Raw genomic sequence first — 20,780 nt, 5'->3', positions numbered from 1 at the left:
GTTTTAGGTAAAAATTCTGGCATCTTTGGGTATTTGCTCTGACTGATTCCTTCTTGCTTAAACACTTCGATCAAAGAGCGTTGCATAATGAGAGTATGAATAAAGGAGATATCCATTCAATCCCCAACGCCCGCCCAAATTCAAAGCGCAATCCACTGGCTATGGAGCTTGATAATGCTTCGGTTGCAAGATAAGTTTTTTAATTTACCTCTCCTTGGCACCAACTTCTTGATATATTTCATCGTATCGTTCTAATGTTGCTTGAACACTGAATTTTCCCTCCACATAGGCTGGTCCTGCTTTCCCCATTTGTTGGCGCATATTTGGGTCGTCAAGCAGCAGCGAGATCGCTTGAGCAAAATCTTCTGGCTCGTCTACTGTTGCTAACAGTCCCGTTTCACCTTCTCTAATGACTTCCGTTACTGGTGAGATTCTGCTTCCAATCACAGGGCATTGTAATGCCATTGCTTCTAGATACACTAACCCCAATCCTTCAAATCGTGTAGACAAGACAAACACATCCAAGCTAGACATTAACTGCATCACCTGCTCAGTATTTAAAGCTCCTGCAAATTTCACCTTCTCTGCTATTCCTAACGAATGTGCTAATGCTTCCAACTCAGGCAATAACGATCCAGAACCAGCAATAATAAAAGTTACAGATGAATATTTCTGTAGAACGAGTGCAGCCGCTCGAATAAATGTATCCATCCCTTTTTGATAAACTAGCCGTCCGACGCTTCCGACTAGCATATCAGTTTGAGGGATCGCATACTGTTCCCTCACTTTCTTTGTATCTGCATTAAAATTTTTGAACTGAGAAATTGAATCGAAACTTAAACCGACAAGTTTAAGTTTGGACTCGTCTTTAAAGCGGTATCGAATCGCTTCTTGGTGGGTGAAATCCGATATAAACAAAATGCGATCGCAAGCAAGAGAAGCTACTTTTTCTAAAAGAATAAACATCTTCTTTTTCATTCCATAGTTATATCTTTGGAACTCGAAACCAAGCACTGTATGTATAATATTGGGACATCCAGCAGCCTTCGCAGCCGCCCGTCCTATGAAACCAGCTTTAGAAGTAAATGTGTGAACCAAGTCATAATTATTTGACTGAATCAATTTTGTCAAACTCCAAAAAGCCATTACATCTTTAGATAATAAAATTTTCCTAACAAAGGGAATTTCATGAACAACGAAGTCTGCCTCACGCAATTTATCTACAGCAGATTTGGCATCTGCAAAGCTCTCAAATGAGCAAGCAAAAGAGATGTCATGCCCTTTATCCCGTTCATACTTTGCAATCGATAGCAAAAAAGCATTGGCAGTAGCAGATGTAGTACAAACAAATAGCATTCGCATCGTTATATAGCCTCTTAGATAGATTGGTTTTTCTTTTCAATCCAGGCTTCTGTTTGCTCTCGCACGTAGCGATAAAATATGAGCCTCTGCTGTTGGAGAACTTCCTCGGTATACTCTTTGGCTTTCTCTAAGTTACGCGCTGACATTCGTGCCATGCGATCAGGGTTAGCGATCACCTCCCGGATTTTAGCTGCCAAGGCTTCCACATCGCCCGGGGGTACTAGATATTCTGCTGGCAAAAGTTCTGGAAAGCCTCCGACTGTTGAGCCAATACAAGGCAGTGCTCTCGCCATTGCTTCTACCATTGCCCTAGGTAATCCTTCTTGATGGGAAGGTAAAACGAAAATATCTGCTCGATCTAACTGCGCCCGTACTACTTCCCCAGCCTGTAATTGACCGAGAAAAATTGCTCTTTCTCCTATTCCCAATGCCTGAGCTTGTGCCTCTAGTTCTCCTCTGTACTGACCATTACCTATCAAAATTAGCTGAATATCTAATCCGTCACGCACACAAACTGCAACAGCATTAATCAACACATCAGGTGCTTTATAAAGTTGAGCCATTGTTCCCACAAAAATGAGAGTAAAGGGGGCTGTTTTTTCCTGGGAGTAACGGGGCTGGGACACGAAGGTTTCTTCACCCAGTTCCACATCGGATACACCGATCGAAAAATTCTGGCAAGGATAGCGTTTTTGTAGCGCGTCTTGAGTCACATAAGCCGCCGCTGATGCCTCAAGACATTGATCCCGCAACCTACGGGGAGAGTACCAACGTAAAAAAGGTCGAACAGGACTCTTGATAGAACCAGGTGCAAAAGAATCATAGGGATCGGCTACCACCTCTACGGCATAAGGATGACCTGTTTTCACTAACATTGGTTGGATGCAGGAAGCAATCATGCCACCTACCCTGAGAATCACAGCATCCCTATGTCCTACTGACTTTTGGGCAGCTTGCTGAACAGCCCAAGCTTTGATAAGATATTGCCAAGGGCCGATATAGTAAGGGATTGGAAAACAGGAAACTCCTTCTCCCTCGACTCTTTGCCAGTCGGAAGGGACATGAGAGACATCCTTGACACGCGCGACAACGCAGACTTGATCAAATACATCGAGATATCGCTTCCAAAACGAATAGGCAAAACCTACAAGTGTCCAAATTGCACCATCTGGGGTGCGTTCAAAGCGAGCTTCCAGAGCTACAACAACTTTCATTGTTTTTGTTAAACGTAAATAATATTTAATTATACAGGCTCGTCAATCGGAACTCGCTGATCGGGAATTTTAATAAATATTGTAATATTTATTCATATAATTAAGGGGGTGATTAACATTTATGGATACAGATGGATTCTCTAAGATATTAAAAAATTATTTTGGAGATTATTTTAGCCTAAAATAACACTTATGAAATTTAATTTTCCCAATTATTCCATCCCGACACTTCTGTTACTCCTGTTCTGTGGGGGGACTCTTTCCTGTTTTTTATGGCATTTTTTATCTGGGGCAACTTCTCTCGAATCTGCTCACATCAAAAAAAAACCTCCAGAGAAAAATAGTATTCATCAGAACATCAAGACAGTTCCGGTTTCCACTACATTGCCGAAGCGATTTTCTGTGAAAGATTTGGGTGCATTAGGCAATGGAATCGCAGATGATACTCAAGCTATTCAAGCTACAATTGATCGCGTTTATAAAAGAGGAGGAGGGATTGTCTTTTTTCCCAAAGGGACTTATATAGTTAAAATTAATCCCTCTAAAGCTCAGGCTCTAATTATTCGTACTAAAATCATTTTCCAAGGAGAAAACAATAGAAATACTATTATTAAATTAGCAGATAAGCAAGGCAATTATAACTCAATTTTAGCAGGTGCAATATACCATTCCGATTTGTCAGATTTTGCCATGTATGATCTTGCTATTGATGGCAATTCCTCTCAAAACCCTGTTTTTTTGTCATCTGATTTTAGTGGAGGTAAATTCCGATTTGCTGTACGCATTTTTTGGGGGCGGAGAATTCATATTGAGCGCTGTCGATTTACCAATCAAAATAATGTTAATACAATTACGGTCAATGGAGAAGAATCTGTCTCAGATGTTCTGATTAAAGATAATATTTTTGAATCGATCGGTGGTGGTAAAATAGATTACGATCATTCAACAATTTATAGTCACGGAAAACGAGTACAAATATTGAATAATACATTTGATAGCCGAGACGGGGCAGGTACTTATGGAGCGAGAACAGCCATTGAAATTCATGGAGATGAACATATTGTCAAACAGAATGTAATTGAAGGTTTTATTTATGGAATAAATATCACAGGAATTGCTCAAAGTTCCAATCATCAAATAATTACTGATAATTTGATCAAAAACGCTCATACAGGTATGGTAATATGGTCATACTTTGGTTATGGTAATACAACAAATCCTGCCCTTAGTAATTGCATGATTACTAACAATAAAATTATCCTGAATATTAATGATTGGCGTCAACTCTGGGGGGATTATCCAAACATTGGTATTTCGCTACAACCAAATTCAGATGCTCCTATTTCTAACTTGAATATTATTCGCAATCAAATTACTTTTACTAATTTTTATGGGACTGGACGTAGGAGTGATAGTCTCGGCAATGGTATTACTTTATGGAGAAATGCGGCACCCAACATAGAAATAGCAAAACTTCGCATTATTGGTAACAAAATTGAAAATTCTTTGGCAGCGGGGATTTATATATCAACACCTATTAAATCCGGAGATATTTCCGAAAATTTAATTATTAACTCTGGTCAAGTTCAGGATTATTTTCACGAAGATTATCGGGCGGCGATTATTCTGAATGGAATGTTTGAGAACATAAAGATTAATAAAAACTTAATGAGGGATGATCGGATTCATAATACAATGACCGGAGGGATTTATTGGTTTGGCGACTGCGTAGCCAACTGTCAAGCAAAAGGAAATATTTTGCAGATGAAAAGTTCCGTTAAATTAGAAGTTTTTCAGACGAAATCAAGTCGAGCAAATTCCTTTGATGTCTCTCCTTAAGAAAACTTAACTCTCATTTTATAAATCCCTTTGAACCAAGCCTACGAAGGAAAAATACGCAAAAGAAAGGAATAAAAGAATACCAGATTAAAGGACGCGCCATTAGGGCAGATTCAGCACGTGCATAGAAAAGGAAAGAAGAAGTAAAACTAGCTACCATTGCCATTTTCGCGGGGTCCCGTGAGCGGTCGGCCCAGAGGACTAATTTAGCAAAGAAAAAACCTAATACACCAAGGGCAATTGGGGCTCCAAACAAACCAAAATTAAGATAAGCTTCCGCGATAAAAGAATATCCTAAACCACCTCCACGGGCTGCAAAATCAGGCCTAACAGCCCATGTTAGCCACCTCCCTGGAACACCACGAGCTATGGTAGGATGAAGTTTCCAAAACAGGTTAGGAACCAGGGTAAGAAGAGCATACAAATACTCAGATCCCCATTGAAATTCTCGGAATCTTGGTACTAATTCGATCGTGTATGCGATCGTATTCATCGAACCACCCATCTCCAACAACACCGCGACCAAAGGATTATTAATGGAGGTGAAAGTATTTAACAAAGTATCAACAGATAAACGGTCTTCACCTCTTGAATCTCTACTAGCTCCCACTAAAGGAAAAACAATCAACAGCATAAATGCACCCACACTCCCTAAAAAAACTTTAGAAATGGGGCGAATTAATTGATGCCATAACCAAGCAAAACTAAGTAATGGCATGACTGCGACATTTCTTTGACCTAAGAAAAAATAGATTATGGCGTAGAGTAAGATTAATATACTGGCTAAATATTTTTCCTTGACATTGTTTCCACTTCCAGCCAATAAAAACATAGCCGATGGAACCAGAAACCCTGCTAAAATCGCCGGAGCCGTATCAAAACTGGTAGCCTCATTTTGCTGGTAAAGGGCAAAATAGCCGCCAGAAAGAACGATCCTCAGCGAATTTTGTAGAATCAAGAGAGAAGGTAAAAAAGAGATTGAAAAAAAGAGCCAACCGACTTGACTGATTTCTTTGTCTTTTCTGGGATTATTAGCCGCTTTTTGTTGAGGATTAACTTGGATGGGGGCGACACTGATTTGAAAGGCACTCATTAAAGCCCCCAAATGAAAAAGGGCTAACCCTATCACTACAAGAAATATGGTTAGTAATATGGTTTCCGAGGAAAATTCTCCCTGTAAAATGCCTGTTTCATTGAGATTAAAAACTTCAAGAATTACTTGTCCACCATTAAATAATAATGCCGATATGAAAAAGAGAATGTAAGGACTGAATAAACTTTGGGTTACTATATACCATGACCAAAACACCCAAACTGTCAGTCCAAGAAGAAAACAGGAGCATGGATAAATGAGAGTATCTGCTTGTAAGGAGGATTCCTGATAGAATGAGGAAGATACAATAAGAAATATAATGACACAAGAGTGAGCAACAATTGCCAATAGACAGGTGGGATCGGGGTTGACTCTATTTGTGTTATTGAGGGTCATAGATTTTGGTGAAGTCTTGGACACTATAGGCAATATTAAAAGAACTATTTTTCATACTTTTGAGGCTTTCGGCTTGGGGATAGAGGAACTTAAGAGAAGGACTTTCTAAAACAGCTTTCGCCCACTCAGATGCGCCTTGAGAAAGACTGAGACGTTTGATCAGGGGTTTGACTCGATCTAGTTCCTCAGTAATAACATCCGATAAAATCAAAGGAAGTCCCGCGGCTTGTGCTTCCATACCAACTACAGGTAATCCTTCATGGAAGGATGGCAAGAGAAAGACATCCATCACACTTTGCATTAATTGGGGAACATCCGATCGCAATCCCGCCAAAATTACATAAGGAGTTAACCCCATTTGTTTAATTATATCCTCAATTACAGGCCGCAGAGAACCATCTCCTATTAACAACAAACGAGTAAGGGGTTCTTTTTGAATAACCGCTGCCGCAATTTCTAATAAAAATAAATGATTTTTTTGTTCTTCAAAACGACCAACATGACCTAGAACAAACGCGTCTTTTGGAATTCCTAACTCCTGACGCAATGCCAGTCCATCCACGGGGGTTTGAAAAGGAGTTAAATCAACCCCACAATAAAGCACTCGCCACCGGGGGTCTTTTGACCAATCTTGACCAAAAAGTGATGCCCCGGCAAAACCACTCGCCGCTAAACCTGTTGTAGCATAACGTGAAATAGCTCCTTTCATTAAATTCAGATATATTCGTCGTAAAAAATTCACATGAGCATCTACCTCGGAAGTATCGTTATGACTATGCGCGATGCGGATCGGTACTCCCACCTGCTTTGCCAACCAAAGAACGTAACCGCTGAAGTGGTGAACGTGACTGTGAACAACATCATAGGGCCCGTATTCGCGTAAAATTCGTTTAAAGTTGCGATCGTACAGCCAAGGTTTTGCAGGACTGAGACAGGGGATAATCTTGCTACCAAGAGCACGAGCTTCATCATCGTAAGGACAGGGTTTCTCAGTGTGAACCACAAAGTCCATATGGAAGCGATCGCGATCGATATTTCGCAAAACGTGCATCAGCCAAGTTTCTATGCCGCCCCGATTCATGCCGCCGACGACATGAAGAATACGGATGGGAGGCTGCTTAGTCGATATTTGATTTTGTTCCTTGATATCTGTCGAGTCTGTATAGTGCATAAGCAATGACTGCCAAACTAAAAACTGCTTGAACGATCGCCCCAACGATCAGCGCGATCGCCGCCCCTCGGACTCCCTGTGCTGGAATTAACCAGAAACAAGCGATCGCAGAACTCCCCGTTACCAAAACAAACAAAGGCATTTGCACCCGAAAGTATCTAGCTGCCGTTATCCCATAACCCAAAAAGGCAGAAACGTACCAAATACCCGCAGCCACCATCAGCCATAGGAACAAATCTGCTCTATCGGCATATTCCGGTTTATAAAGTAAAGTTAAGATTGGTTTGCCGGCAACAGCGGCGACAAAAACGCCTCCCGCACCTAACATCAAGCCAACCCCCACCAGCTTGAGCAAAAGTGTGCGAAAAGCAATGCTATTTCCCGCTGCATAATATTTTGCTAGTCGCGGACTTGCAGACTCCGCTAGCGCACTCACTACCATCTGTCCAACCACCATCAGGTAAGACATGGCAGCGAAAATGCCCAGTTCCCGTTCGCCCAAATATCGCTCGATAAAGTATCGAGGAATATTAGTATTCAGCGAAATCAACATCATCACAAAACCCAGAGGTAAAGCAAGCCAAACTAACTTGCCCAAAATTTTTCCATCCCAGCGGGGATACAAGGGATTTTGGCTGGTTGCAGTTTCAGCATCGGCAACTAATAAATCTTCTCTCTCTCTCCCATGCAAGGAATTCTTTAAAATTAATCTACCATTGCGAAGATCCCAGCCGAATAGGACTAAACCCCAGGCAACTGCTAATCCGATCGCTCCCCCTACAACACTCCCAGTCAGGGAAACTCCGATGCCTAAAAGTAACAGCGATAAAGGGCCTTTAATCATTAGGGCGATCGCTATTCGATCCATCCGTTCGTGTTGTTGAATCAGTCCGTAAAACACGTCGCTGATCGACTCGAAGGCCTTGGCTAAGGCGATCGCCAAAATCACCAACGAAGTCTCCCAGCGATATCCAGCTTTGAGCGTAATTCCCGCAATTATCAAAAGTGCTAACCCAGTTCCAATTAACCTCAGACCCAGATAATCACTGAAAACATAGTCCCCTTTTGCATCCGTCGCTTGGATACCTCGCAGTTGCAGATTAGTAAACATGATAACAGGCGCTGTCACCGCCAGACCCAAGGTAAATTGACCCACCATTTCAGGACTGCCTAATTTAGCAAGCACCACCAACATCCCCCACTGGGAAGCCGCATAAATGAGGTTTCCCGTGAAAGTCCAGGAAAAATTTCGGCGTAGTGTTAGTGGTTTCAACTGTTGCATTAGTAGCTAATTGCCTGCTTGCTAGTCGGTCAATTCAAAATCGTATTTTTGAAATCTAAAAAAAATTAACAAATTTCCCATTAACTATGAACAGCCATAGCCCCAATCAATTTCCCTACCGCCACGCATTCTACAGGCTTCGAGAAAAAGTATCCCTGTCCGTAGACGCATTTCAGAGCTTTGAGTTCAGCTATTTGCCATCTAGTTTCTACTCCTGTGGCAATCATGCCCATACCTAACTCTTGAGTTATGGCAATAATTTTCCGAAGAATTTCTAAGTTCGGGTTGCTAGCATCTAGCCCGCTGACTAAAGAACAATCTAGCTTCAAACTGTCGAATTTCCCATACTTAAGTCGCGTCAATTGGTAGAGCTGAGTTAATGATACATCACTAAGACCACAGTGGTCGATTTGTACTTGCACTCCTAAATTTTTAATTTGGACAAACACAGACCCAGCTAACTCACAATTATCCGTCACAACATCTTCAGGAATTTCTAACCTCAAACTAGAAGCATCAAGATTTGTTTCCTTCAATATTTTGGTAATCCTCTCGATTAAGTCGGCGTGGAACAACTGTTTGCTAGTCAAATTCACGCTGACTGTTAAAGGAGAGTTAAGACGAAATTGCGACTGCCAAATCCGCATCTGGCTGCAAGCTTGCCGCAGCACCCACTCGCCAATAGGAACAATTAAGCCCGTTTCTTCTGCGGCTGGTAGGAATTCGTCAGGCCAAAGCAAACCTCGAGTCGGGTGCTGCCAGCGCAACAGCGCTTCAAAAGCACTTATCTGATTAGTTTCCAGGCAGACGATCGGCTGATAGTGAATCCGAAACTCCTCATTTGCAAGAGCCACCCCCAAATCATTCTCTAGCTGAACAGATGCTGGACTACTAATCTTTACCTGATCGGTTTTTTCTTTGGCTGTATTTGCGTGCAAATTGGCTGTTAAATATCCTGGGATGTACTCAGGCACTAACTGCTGTAGCATTAAGACAATTAAATTCGCATCATTACGATCGCCTGCTTGACAAAGGGCTTCTACTTCCTGGTCAATATTTTCTTTCACCAGGCGGCTGGCATTGCCAAGACTCCGAATTTTTTCATGTTTAGTGCGGTTGTATTTCTCACCAGGAATAAACAGTTCTTCAAACAATTTTTCTCCAGGTCGCAGCCCTGTAAACGCGATTTCTATGTCTTTACCTACTTCATATCCTGAGAGCCGAATCAAATCCTTGGCTAAATCAAAAATTCTGATGGGTTCCCCCATCTCAAGCATGAATACTTCCCCACCACTGCCGATGATTGCTGCCTGTAAAACCAGTTGAACCGCTTCGGGAATTGTCATGAAATAGCGAGAGATGTCTGGATGGGTAATTGTGATCGGCCCGCCCTCAGCAATTTGTCGCTGGAAAGTGGGTACGACGCTACCGCGGCTGCCAAGAACATTACCAAAACGAACCACTACAAAGGGGTTTTTGCTTTTTTTTGCTGCTTGCAGCACCAGCATTTCGGCAACTCTTTTGCTAGCTCCCATAATGCTAGTTGGATTCACCGCTTTGTCGGTGGAAATCATCACAAAGTGTTCCACATTGTATTTCAATGCCATATCCAGCAGATTTTTCGTCCCCCGCACGTTGTTAGTAATAGCTTCCGGCGGGTTTAATTCCATCATGGGTACGTGTTTGTGAGCAGCCGCATGAAAAATCATGTCTGGTTTCGTTGTGAGAAAAACGTACTCTAAGCGATCGATCAAACGAAGGTCGGCGATGCAAGCTGTAACGCGAGTAATATCTGTTTGGGTTGGGCTGGTCTTTTTGAGTTCTGACAGGACTTTTGTTAGTTCTTGTTGAATGTTGAATACAGAATTTTCTCCGTGTCCGACGATGATGATTTCCGCAGGAGCGGACTTTAATATTTGCCGACAAAGTTCGCTGCCGATGGAGCCGCCCGCACCAGTAATGAGAACTTTCTTGCCTCCAATCAATCCCAAGACTTTCTGGGTATCGGTTTGGATGGGGGCGCGGCGGAGCAAGTCCTCAATCTGTACTTTTCTGAGGCTACCTAAACTGACGCGACCGTTGATGATTTCATTGAGGCCGGGGAGGGTGCTGGTTGGAGTTCCAATTGACTGGCAAATTTCTACGATTTCCCTAATCTCTTTTCCTGGAGCTGAGGGGATGGCAATCATGACTTTGCCGATATTGAGCGATTGCACTACTTCGGGAATGTTATAACGATTGCCAACTACAGTCAGTCCGCGAATCTGCTTGCTGATTTTTTTGGGGTCGTCGTCAACGAAAGCGATTGGATCGAGTCCTACCTCCGGGCTCCTCTGCATCGTTTGCATCAGAGATGTGCCTGCACTGCCCGCACCGACTATCAGGACGCGATCGCGTTGCTGAACTTTCCACGGTTTTTGGTTCCATCTTTCGAGGGCTGGAATGCTGAAACGAATGGCCGCAACTAACAAAAAGCCGATCATAGCGTCTAGTAGCGGCAGCGATCGTGGCAGATTTGCGATCGGCGAATTATTTAAGTGGTAGAATTGTTGGAACAAGATAATTTGCACTGCTAGGGATATACCTATCAGCATCGCTATTTGTGCCATTTCTTCCAGACCCGCATACTGCCAGTAACGCTTGTAGAAGCCCCCGGCATAAAATACTGCTAATTTGACTGCTACAAATAATACTGTAACTACCGCTAGACTGTTTAGGTAGCGAGGCAGACTCAAGGTATCATCTAAACGAATTTCCCAGGCCAAGAAGGGTGCGATAGCCCAACAAATTGCATCGATTATTAAAAAATGACGAGTTCTTAATCCCACCAAAACTTTGCTGAGTTTTTTTATGTTCTTATTCATGCTAGTTATTATACAACAACTTTACCCCAACTAGAGATAGTACCTAAGGCTGAGCTATTTTTTCTACCACCCGGCCCGCTGAAATGAATCAGCCTTTTAATCTGGTCTCACTCAATTTATTTCATTAAGGCGATTACCAAGAATATGTCCAGTCTCCTAATTTTTTTTGGAGTTTTTGAGATTATTTTTTTATCTTAGTTTCTGCGTTTATCTTATCCTATTATGGGTGCATCCCTCGTAAATTTATTTATAATTATTTACTTGTTTTTAATAAAAATATATAATTTGTCGTTATGGGGAGCGCCCACCTATTTGTTCAAACCATGACAGTCCTTGACTTAAGTGATACAATGGATCTTCTCAATAATGAGTTTAAAAGCCTATGGTGTTACTGTTTACAAAAAATCATTTTTCGGGAGTAACAGATGGAATCAAATGAAACTGGTATCGGATTTCAGGAATACTGGCACATTCTCAAGCGCAGGTGGCTGCCCGCCTTAGCTGTGTTTGTGTCGGTTATGGCACTCGCCACCTACACGACGCTCAAGGAAAAGCCCATCTATGAAGCAGAAGGAAAGCTGTTATTTAAGAAAACAACTCCAGGCTCTGCTTTAACAGAATTGGGCAAAGAAATCGGACAGTTGACTCCGGCGGCAGAGCAAAGTAACCCTCTAACTACCGAGATAGAACTGATTCGTTCTGTCGAACTTATCGAAAAAACTATAAATATACTTCAGTTAAAAGACGAAAAAAATCACCCCCTGAAAACCAAAGATATTTTAAAAAAGCTGAGCGTAGCTACTATTCGGGGAGCTGATATCCTAACGGTTTCATACAAAGACAAAAACCCGAAAATAGCAGCCGATGTCGTAAAAAACCTGATGAAGTTTTATATAGATAACAATCAAAAAGTGAATCGCCTAGAAGCTGTGTCTGTTCGACAGTTTATTGAAAAAAAACTGCCTAAGTCAGACCAAGCTATGCGGAAAGCAGCGGCAGAATTGAGGAAATTTAAAGAAGATAATAAAGTTGTCAATCTTGAAGAAGAAGCTAAATCAGCAGTTGCAGTTATGGCAGGACTAGAAAGTCAAATTGACCAAGCTAAGTCTGATTTGCTCAACGCCCGTGCTAAGTCTAAAGCATTTGAAGACGAATTACAAATGAATCCCCAGCAAGCATTGACCGCCAGCAATCTCAGCCAATCTAGCACTGTGCAGGAAGCTCTCAAAGAATACAAACAAATAGAGCGGCAGTTAGCAATTGAGCAAAATATCTACGTGGATAATTCGCCTATAATAACTAGGTTAGAAACTAAAAAAGCTACCATAAAAGCTTTACTCGACCAACAAATACAACAAGTTTTAGGTGGCCAACAGCCGTTGCCCAACCAAAGTTTACAGATAGGAGACGTGAAACCCAAACTGATAGAAGAATTTATCAAGGTCGATGTAGAACGCCAGGGTTTGGCGGAGCGAGTTACTATTCTATCAAATTCTCTAGCTGCCTACAAGCAGCGGGTAAAAGTTTTGCCGAAGCTAGAGAAGGAAAAGCGGGAACTAGAAAGAAAACTTCAAGAAGCCGAAGCTGATTATGAAGAATTGCAAAAAAAACTCCAGCAAATTCGGATTACAGAAAATCAGCAAGTGGGGAATGCTCGGATTATCCAAAAGCCGAGCGTTCCCGAAGAACCAGTGGCTTCTCGCAAGTCTTTATTGCTGGTATCGGGCAGCTTGTTGGGAACTCTGCTGGCGGTAGCTGCGGCGCTGGTTTTAGAATCTCAAGATAAGTCCGTGAAAACTATTGAAGAGGCGAGGGAATTATTTGGGTTTACTTTGCTGGGGGTGATTCCTTTTCATAGAAAGCCTGAAAAAAATCCTCGTCGCAATTCCTGGCTACTTAAGTCTGCTGCACAGGATTTAGAGCTATCTCCCCGACCGATTGTTGTTAGAGATACTCCTCATACTTCCAGCAGTGCTGCTTATCGGATGCTTCAGGCAAATCTGAGGTTTCTGAGTTCTGATAAAGAGCTGAAAGTGATTGTTGTCAGTAGTTCGCTACCGCAAGAAGGCAAGTCTACTGTATCCGCTAATTTGGCTGCCGCTATAGCTCAATTAGGACGGAAGGTTTTGCTGGTAGATGCGGATATGCACTGTCCTGTTCAACATCGGATTTGGGAACTTCCCAATCAAGTAGGCTTGAGCAATGTCATAGTGGGACAAGCTGGGTTTGGGGATGCGATCGCCCAAGTCATGGATAATTTAGATGTACTCACTTGCGGGGTGATTCCGCCCAATCCAATGGCTCTCTTGGATTCACAGCGGATCACTTTATTGATTAAGCAATTTTCGGCTACTTATGATGCAGTGATTATTGATGCTCCTTCTCTGAATGTTGCTGCTGATGCTCTGATTCTGGGGAATAAAGCAGATGGGATGTTATTGGTAGTGCGGCCTGGTGTTCTTAATTCTGGTACTGTGGCTTTTGCCAAGGAGCTATTGAAGAAATCAAGTCAGCACGTTCTGGGCTTAGTGGTGAATGGAGTAAGTCCTAAAAACGAACCGCACAGCCATTACTATTTTACCAATGAATCTTACACTCAAGAGCAGAGTCCTGGTATTAAAAAAACGAATAACCAGTAACCAATAACAACAGTTAACAGTTAACTGTTGTTATTGGTTACTGGCAGCCGCACTCCGAAAGTCGAGCCGAGTCCTTCCCCAGGACTTTCGGCCCAGACACTGCCGCCGTGGAGTTCCACGAGATGGCGGACGATCGCCAATCCCAGTCCCAGGCCGCCGTAATTGCGCGTAGAAGTGCTGTCAGCTTGGCGGAAGCGATCGAACACAAACGGCAAAAACTCCTTGCTAATGCCAATTCCCGTATCGCTGACAACGATCGAAACAGAGTGCGCCGGAGACGGCCCAGACAATATGGCGCCACCCGCTGCTCCCGGTTCCCCATCCTCCGAGAGCCTGATTTCCACGTGACCCGACGGCGGCGTAAACTTAATAGCATTCGACAGCAAATTCCACACCACCTGCTGCAAACGAGTAGCATCGCCCCTCACCAAGCTCACCCCTTCGCCACAAAAACTCGCCAATTCAACTCCCCGAGCTTCAGCATCAGGGCTCAGCGCCTTCACCGCCGTTTCTACAATCCGTGCCAAATCCACCGGGCACAGCTTCAAACACACTTTGCCACTTACAATCCGGGAAACGTCCAGCAAATCCTCTATCATCTGAGTCTGCAACCGCGCGTTTCGCTCAATAGTCTCCAAACCCACAGCCGTTTTTTCCGGACTCATTTTGCGCTGGCGCAGCATCTGGGCCCAGCCCAAAATCGCGTTCAGAGGCGTCCGCAACTCGTGAGAAAGCGTTCCCAAAAACTCGTCTTTAATCCGATTGGCTTCGGCTGCTTCCCGGTAAAGCCGCGCATTGTCGATCGCCACCGCAGCATCCCGCGCCACATCCTCCAGCAAAACCAAATCGCTCTCCCCGCAGCGGCGGCCCGACTCCCCGCACAGCAACGAAATCGCTCCCAGCGTCCGCCCGCGAGCGATCAGCGGCACGCAGATTGCCGACAGCACCTGGGATTGGGAGCGCAGTACCAACTGCAGTTCCCTGTCCGGCACAATCGCCTCGATCACCCATTCCGGTATTTCTGGGTAGAGCTTCGACTCACCAGTCCGCAGCACCTTTGCTACTCCGTGCCGTCCCTGGGGGTCTAGTGGCATACGCCGATCGATTTGCCACAGCAGAGCGACTTTGCTCGGATCTGAGTGAGCAACTGCTTGCAAGCGGATCGAGCCGTCGGCATCAAGCAAATGCACACAGCACCAATCCCCCAGCCCAGGTACTGTTAAATCTGCCAAACCTTGCAGCGCCTTCTCGTAATCCAGGGAAGCCGACGACAGCAAAGCCAAAGCTTGAGCGCTAAAATAGGCTGTTTGGGCCAATCGCTGGCGATCGTCAATATCAGTACAAGTCCCGAACCATTTGAGAATTTTCCCCTCAGCGTCCCGCACGGGCAATGCCCTGCCCAGATGCCAGCGGTAAGCTCCGTCAGATGCCCGTTTAAAGCGGTATTCCACCTCGTAAGTCTTCCCTGTCTCCACCGAGGTCTTCCAGCTTTCTACAGCATCTTCCAGGTCATCTGGATGGAGGGCTAACTGCCACCCCCAGCCTTGAGTTTCCTCCAGGGTCAAGCCAGTATATTCAAACCAGCGCTGGTTGTAGTAGTCGAACCAGCCGTCGGCTCTGGCAGTCCAAACTATTTGCGGGATGGCTTCAGCGAGGACGCGGTATAACTGTTCGCTGGCTTCGGCTTGGCGACGGGCGGCCTGTTCCCGCACCAAGGCCCAATTCCGCTGTTCTTCGGCTTCTTTGCGAGCGGTGATGTCGCTAATCACGCCGATCCATTTGCAGGGATTACCTTGTTTGTCAAGCACTGCTTTGCCCCGATCGATCCAGTGGAGCAAGCCACCCTGCTGGCACTGAACACGGTATTCCTGAAAAAATGGGGCGGCCGAACTGTCTGGCGCACTCAAATACCGATCGACCGCAGCCAAAACTCGATCGCGGTCGATCGGGTGCAAGATACTGTTCCAAGCTGCTCTTGTCCTTGGAAATCCGCCTTTTGCGTACTCCAAATGTTCGTCTACGTGACCGAACCACAGCACGATGTCGGTCTCGATATCCCATTCATAAATCAAATCGCTGGCACTTTCTGCAGCAATCCGAAACCGCTCTTCAGACTGTCGCAGCACTTCCAGAAATTTAAAGCGTTCCGTCACGTCCAAAACCAGAGACAGCACCGATATCAACTGTCCAGAATCGCTGTAAAAAGCCGAATTGTACCACTCGCAGTGTACCAACGAACCGTACTTATTATAATTGCTGTTGCGAACTACATTGCAGCGATTTTCTGGTTTTTTTAAATTATAAATTGCCGATTCTACATCTTCCAAATCGCCCTTAGAAATAAAGTTCCATTCGCTAAAATGCTTGCCTAAAACTTCTATTTTTTCCCACCCAAAAATCTTCTGTGCCGCCGGCGACCACCCGCTGAGACGAAAGTTTTCATCCCACTCAATCACCGCTAGGGGCGTATTTTCAAAATGAGAAGTGAGTTTTTGCAGCGCCTCGCGCAGGGATGCTTCTACTTGCTTGCGCTTAGTAATATCGCCAAAAGAAATAGCAATGCCATCGCCCAATTTAACGGTCATAATCCGAAACCAGCCGACAATGCCTTCCCTGTTGTAATAAATCTCGGTATCGAGGGGAATTCCTGTTTCTAGAACTTCGACGTAACGGTGGAACAAACCGCTATCTTTATGGCCGGGCAGCACTTGCAGCAATCGCTTGCCGATTAATTCTTCAGGTGTATGTTGTTGAATTTTTGCCGCTGCGGGATTGACGTATTCCCATTCAAAATCCACAATTGTGGATTCGTCGCGAATGCTGCGGAACACGTTAAATCCGTCTAGAGATAATTCCTGAAAAACGCGGAAGCGTTCTTCACTTTCTTGCAACTTGTCTACAGCGTCAAGCAGGAGTTCCTCGACTCGCTCGCGCTGTGTTATTTCTGCGAGCAATCGCTGGTTAATTTGCTGGAGTTCGGTTGTGGGCAATGGGACGGAATTTGTAATAGCAGAGTCGGCTTGCAGTCGATCGACCTTTTCACTTCCCAGGGCCGTATTTCCTGCAAAAGAGGTCGCTCCAGCCATAGCCAAGAATTGAGAAATGCCAGGTATCAGGGACGCTAAGGCCCACAAAGAGATGATAGCGGTCAAGGCGGCGCTCAAACTTGACAGCCAGTAGCTGGGATGCACCAGCATCCAAACTTGCATCAAATGAGTTGTCCCACCGCAGAAAAACCAGGCTCCCAATAGGAGAAACCCCTTGCTCAAAGGCACGTCCCGCTGCTTCCGGGCATAGTATGTCAGAAGTGCTGGAATTGAATAATAAGCCAGGGCAATTAACACATCGCTGACCGCCTGCAGTCCCATCAACTGGGGTTGCCACTGGCAACAGCCATCTTGCGGAATAAAATTGTGGTTAAATGACATAATCTTAATAAATGGCAGCATTTCGGCTTTCCTGTGCGATCAATCCTAGTTGCACTTGTGTTGCTGACCCGCTAATTTCTAGTTTATACACAAAAAACATAAAACAAGAGTGACTTTAGTCCGGGAAGGAAAGTTCAGAGCAGGCTTTAACCTGACTGCAATATTCGTACATTTATTGAGAGGTTTAGGGAGAGTGAGGTACTATAATTCCCAAGGAGGTACGAAATTTAAGGCTATCTTTTGAATTCACAACTTACGGAAAAACAGAGCAATTGAACTCCCTTGATGAAGATTACTAGAGTGACGTTCATGGAAAGGGTTTAGCTAGAAGCTGGCAATATTCGATAAACTCATCTTTATTGAATCTATTTTTTGATAAGTTTGCCGATTCAGAAATCCCTTCAACATAAGAGAATCGACCTCTACTTGGAGGCTCAGAAATCCTGCCGGAGGAAATTGATGCTTGGAGCGAAGCATCCCCGCGTCTCGCCCCGGAATCAAAACTAATCTGTACCTGTATCAAAGTCTACTAAATTCTGCTACTAAATCGGTTAATGTCACAGATTATCTTCCAGTAAAATTTCTGAAACCATCTCGAATTAAACCTCCATGCGCTTAGAGCAGCTTCAAGCATTTCTTTCAGTTGCTGAAACTGGTAGCTTTCAGCAAGCGGCCCGGAAGTGTGGCGTTACCCAATCGACTATTAGCCGCCAAGTGCAGGGATTAGAAGCGGAAGTGGGTTTGTCGCTGTTTCACCGCACAGCCCACGCGAAACTGACTGTGGGAGGGGAATGCCTGCTGCCTCACGCTCGCAAAATCTGTCAGACTTGGCAAAATGCTGCTGAAGAATTGGGAGACTTACGGGCGGGAAAGCAGCCGGAACTTTGCGTGGCTGCGATTCACTCGGTTTGCGCTGCTTATTTGCCGCCTGTGCTGCAAAAGTTTTGCCGCGACTATCCAGACGTGCAGTTGCGGGTGACTTCCCTCGGGAGCGATCGAGCTCTGAAAGTCCTCAAAGACGGTTTGGTGGACATAGCGGTGGTGATGAACAACCGCTATTTTACTCAAGCCCCGGAAATGTTGGTTGAGGTGCTCTACAATGAGCCGATCGAGGTGTTGATGGCGGCTGGTCATCCCTTGGCCCAGTACGATCGAGTACCTTGGCCGGAATTGATTTGTTACCCGCAAGTGGTGTTTAAGGACGGGTACGGAATGCAGCGGATGGTGCAAGAACAATTTGGACGCATCGGTGCTAAACTTCATGCTGTTTTGGAGCTCAACACTCTTGATGCTTTTCGGGGTGTGGTGCGACAGGGAGAATTGATTGCTTTGCTGCCGCATTCAGCTTTGGTGGACGCGAAGGGCGATCGCACTTTAGCAATTCGGTCGATTGCCCAAGATCGGTCAACTTCCAAGGTTTCCGCGATCGGTCAATTGGCAGCAGATCCGACTTGGACTCGCGAAGTCGTGTTGGTGACAACTCACGATCGAATGCAAATTCCGCCGATCGCCCATTTCTGGAATCTGGTACGCGAATTTGTGCCGCCATTGGATGTAATCAAGCTAGAAAAATCAGGGAGTTAATTCGATAATTTTGAATTGAATTTTGGGAATTTTAAATTTAAACGGATTCAAATATTACCAATTACTAACTACCAATTACTAACTCCCAACTACCAATTACCAATTACCAACTTCAAAAGTTATGAGTGACGCATTTAGAGAATTGCTGCGAAAAATTGGCAGCGGAATACACACAGGAGAAAACTTAACTCGTTCCGAAGCAGCAGCAGCCACGCGGATGATGCTGCTGCAAGAAGCAACACCGGCTCAAATCGGAGCTTTTATGATTTCCCACCGCATTAAACGGCCCACCGGCGAAGAATTAGCCGGAATGCTTGATGCTTATGAAGAATTGGGGCCTATGCTTGCCCCCCCAAACCGAGAAAAAGGGTTTTCCGTCTCTACCGTCGCCGTGTTTGGCGTTGCTTACGACGGGCGATCGCGCACGGCTCCCATTAGCCCTTTAACAGCCCTAATTTTAGCCTCCTCTGGCGTGCCAACCCTCATGCACGGGGGGGATACCATGCCAACCAAAGAAGGCATTCCCCTGATTGAAATTTGGCGTGGTTTGGGAGTTGACTGGAGAAAACTGAGTTTAAAAAAAGTCCAGCAAGTTTTTGACAGTACGGGTTTGGGTTTTGTTTACCTCCCCAAGCATTTTCCTCAAGCCGCCGCTTTAGTTCCCTACCGCCGCGAAATCGGCAAACGGCCACCTTTTTCGACAATGGAGTTGATGTGGTGTCCCTATGCCGGCGACGTTAACGTCATCTCCGGCTACGTCCACCCGCCGACAGAAGGTATGTTTCAAAAAGCCTTTGAGTTGCGGGGAATCAAAAATTATACCACTGTCAAGGGATTGGAGGGAAGCTGCGATTTGCCGCGCGATCGTACTGCGATTATCGGCATTGCTAAGCCGGATGCCGAGTTCGAGCGAGTGCTTTTAGCTCACGGAGATTACGGTTTTAGCAGCACCAATCCTGCCTTTGAATCAGCCTCTGAGTTATTCAAACAAATGCAGGAAGTGTTGTTGGGAAAACCCTCGGAATTGATGCAGTCCGCTATCTGGAACGGCGGATTTTATCTGTGGCGCAGCGGAGTTTGTTTGGATATGCACTCGGGTTTGATTCAGGCAGAAACTTTATTGAGTAGCGGTCAAGTCGTGCAAAAACTTGAGGAAGTTAGCCAAGCCGTTAATGTTTTTAGTTGAGAATGATTAATCAGGTTTTGTGTGCAGTGGGCATCTACATTGAGCAGGTTTTGTACACAGCACCCTACATGGAGAAATTTTTCTTCCTTCTTCCCTCTTCCTTCTTCCCAATGACAAATCATAAAATTGCTGTAATTGTGCTTGCCGGCGGTCAAAGTTCGCGGATGGGTAGGGATAAAGCTCTGCTGGAAATTGAGGGTAAATCCCTATTGCAGCGGGCGTTGGAAGTTGCAACACTTGTAACCCCCGAAGTTTATGTTCTGACTGCTTGGCCCGATCGCTATCGATCGACCTTAAGCGAAACATCCCAATTTCTGGTAGAGTACAATCCGGGCTCCGGGCCCTTGGTTGCATTGACTCAGGGATTGACAGAAGTAGCCGCCGAGTGGATTTTACTGTTAGCTTGCGATTTGCCTTTGTTGGATACCCAGATTATTCAAAATTGGGCAAGTCAGTTAACAGAATTTCCCCCATCAACTTTAGCAGTTGTGCCTTATCAAAATTCGCGCTGGGAGCCTTTGTGCGGCTTTTACCGCCAAAAAGCTCTGCCCAGTTTGCAAAGTTTTATTGACAAAGGTGGACGTTCCTTTCAAGTGTGGTTAAATCAAATCTCCGCCATCCCTCTACCTGTAGGGGAACGAGAAGCAGTAATGTTATCGAATTGCAATACATTAGAAGAGTTTGAGCAATTAAAAGGTAAAATGGTTAACGGTTGACAGTTG

The 20,780-nt window shown here is 44.7% G+C and carries 12 protein-coding genes; 5 read left to right on the top strand and 7 right to left on the bottom strand.

Going from position 1 to position 20,780, the window contains the following annotated elements:
• Window positions 1–204: 204 nt before the first annotated feature.
• Window positions 205–1,356, bottom strand: a complete 1,152-nt coding sequence (locus QT994_RS00950; RefSeq protein WP_333170971.1) for a glycosyltransferase family 4 protein — start codon at window positions 1,354–1,356, stop codon at window positions 205–207.
• Between the two features lie 20 nt (window positions 1,357–1,376).
• Entirely contained in the window at window positions 1,377–2,576 is a 1,200-nt protein-coding gene (locus QT994_RS00945; RefSeq protein WP_333170969.1) for a glycosyltransferase family 4 protein, read from the bottom strand.
• 192 nt (window positions 2,577–2,768) lie between these two features.
• Between QT994_RS00945 and QT994_RS00940 the strand changes: the two genes are divergently transcribed.
• Window positions 2,769–4,415 carry a glycosyl hydrolase family 28-related protein gene (locus tag QT994_RS00940; RefSeq protein WP_333170967.1) on the top strand — a complete coding sequence of 549 codons (1,647 nt, stop codon included), beginning with the start codon at window positions 2,769–2,771 and terminating at the stop codon, window positions 4,413–4,415.
• Window positions 4,416–4,428: 13 nt separating this feature from the next.
• Here the strand turns inward: QT994_RS00940 and QT994_RS00935 are convergent, their stop codons facing one another.
• The 4 genes from QT994_RS00935 to QT994_RS00920 all read right to left on the bottom strand — a co-directional run bounded on the left by QT994_RS00935 (window position 4,429) and on the right by QT994_RS00920 (window position 11,221).
• The gene (locus QT994_RS00935) at window positions 4,429–5,904 is read right to left on the bottom strand and encodes an O-antigen polysaccharide polymerase Wzy family protein (protein ID WP_333048250.1); all 1,476 of its coding nucleotides are present in this window, start codon (window positions 5,902–5,904) and stop codon (window positions 4,429–4,431) included.
• Window positions 5,891–7,075: a glycosyltransferase family 1 protein gene (locus QT994_RS00930; protein WP_333170965.1), complete on the bottom strand. Its 1,185-nt coding sequence runs from the start codon at window positions 7,073–7,075 to the stop codon at window positions 5,891–5,893. Before QT994_RS00930 ends, QT994_RS00935 begins: the two co-directional genes overlap by 14 nt.
• A complete protein-coding gene (locus QT994_RS00925) occupies window positions 7,023–8,357 on the bottom strand; it encodes an oligosaccharide flippase family protein (RefSeq protein WP_333048247.1) in 1,335 nt (444 codons plus the stop codon). Before QT994_RS00925 ends, QT994_RS00930 begins: the two co-directional genes overlap by 53 nt.
• Before the next feature lie 80 nt (window positions 8,358–8,437).
• Window positions 8,438–11,221 carry a polysaccharide biosynthesis protein gene (locus tag QT994_RS00920; RefSeq protein WP_333048246.1) on the bottom strand — a complete coding sequence of 928 codons (2,784 nt, stop codon included), beginning with the start codon at window positions 11,219–11,221 and terminating at the stop codon, window positions 8,438–8,440.
• Window positions 11,222–11,646: 425 nt separating this feature from the next.
• On the opposite strand from QT994_RS00920, the gene QT994_RS00915 reads away from it, so the two are divergent.
• A complete protein-coding gene (locus tag QT994_RS00915; RefSeq protein ID WP_333170964.1) occupies window positions 11,647–13,860 on the top strand; it encodes a polysaccharide biosynthesis tyrosine autokinase in 2,214 nt (737 codons plus the stop codon).
• Window positions 13,861–13,880: 20 nt separating this feature from the next.
• On the opposite strand, the gene QT994_RS00910 is transcribed toward QT994_RS00915, so the two are convergent.
• Complete coding sequence (locus QT994_RS00910) at window positions 13,881–17,309, bottom strand: PAS domain S-box protein (protein WP_333170961.1); 3,429 nt, start codon at window positions 17,307–17,309, stop codon at window positions 13,881–13,883.
• Between the two features lie 588 nt (window positions 17,310–17,897).
• Here QT994_RS00910 and QT994_RS00905 point away from each other — a divergent pair.
• The 3 genes from QT994_RS00905 to QT994_RS00895 all read left to right on the top strand — a co-directional run bounded on the left by QT994_RS00905 (window position 17,898) and on the right by QT994_RS00895 (window position 20,774).
• A complete protein-coding gene (locus QT994_RS00905) occupies window positions 17,898–18,872 on the top strand; it encodes a LysR family transcriptional regulator (RefSeq protein ID WP_333048242.1) in 975 nt (324 codons plus the stop codon).
• A gap of 121 nt (window positions 18,873–18,993) precedes the next feature.
• On the top strand, window positions 18,994–20,058 hold the full coding sequence (locus QT994_RS00900) for an anthranilate phosphoribosyltransferase family protein (RefSeq protein ID WP_333170958.1): 1,065 nt from the start codon (window positions 18,994–18,996) through the stop codon (window positions 20,056–20,058).
• A 110-nt stretch (window positions 20,059–20,168) separates the two neighbouring features.
• Window positions 20,169–20,774: a molybdenum cofactor guanylyltransferase gene (locus tag QT994_RS00895; protein WP_333171256.1), complete on the top strand. Its 606-nt coding sequence runs from the start codon at window positions 20,169–20,171 to the stop codon at window positions 20,772–20,774.
• Window positions 20,775–20,780 lie beyond the last annotated feature (6 nt).

The sequence above is a fragment of the Microcoleus sp. S13_B4 genome (genome assembly GCF_036700885.1).
In the GTDB taxonomy this organism is placed as follows: Bacteria; Cyanobacteriota; Cyanobacteriia; order Cyanobacteriales; family Microcoleaceae; genus Microcoleus.
This window is presented reverse-complemented; position numbering and strand designations above follow the sequence as displayed.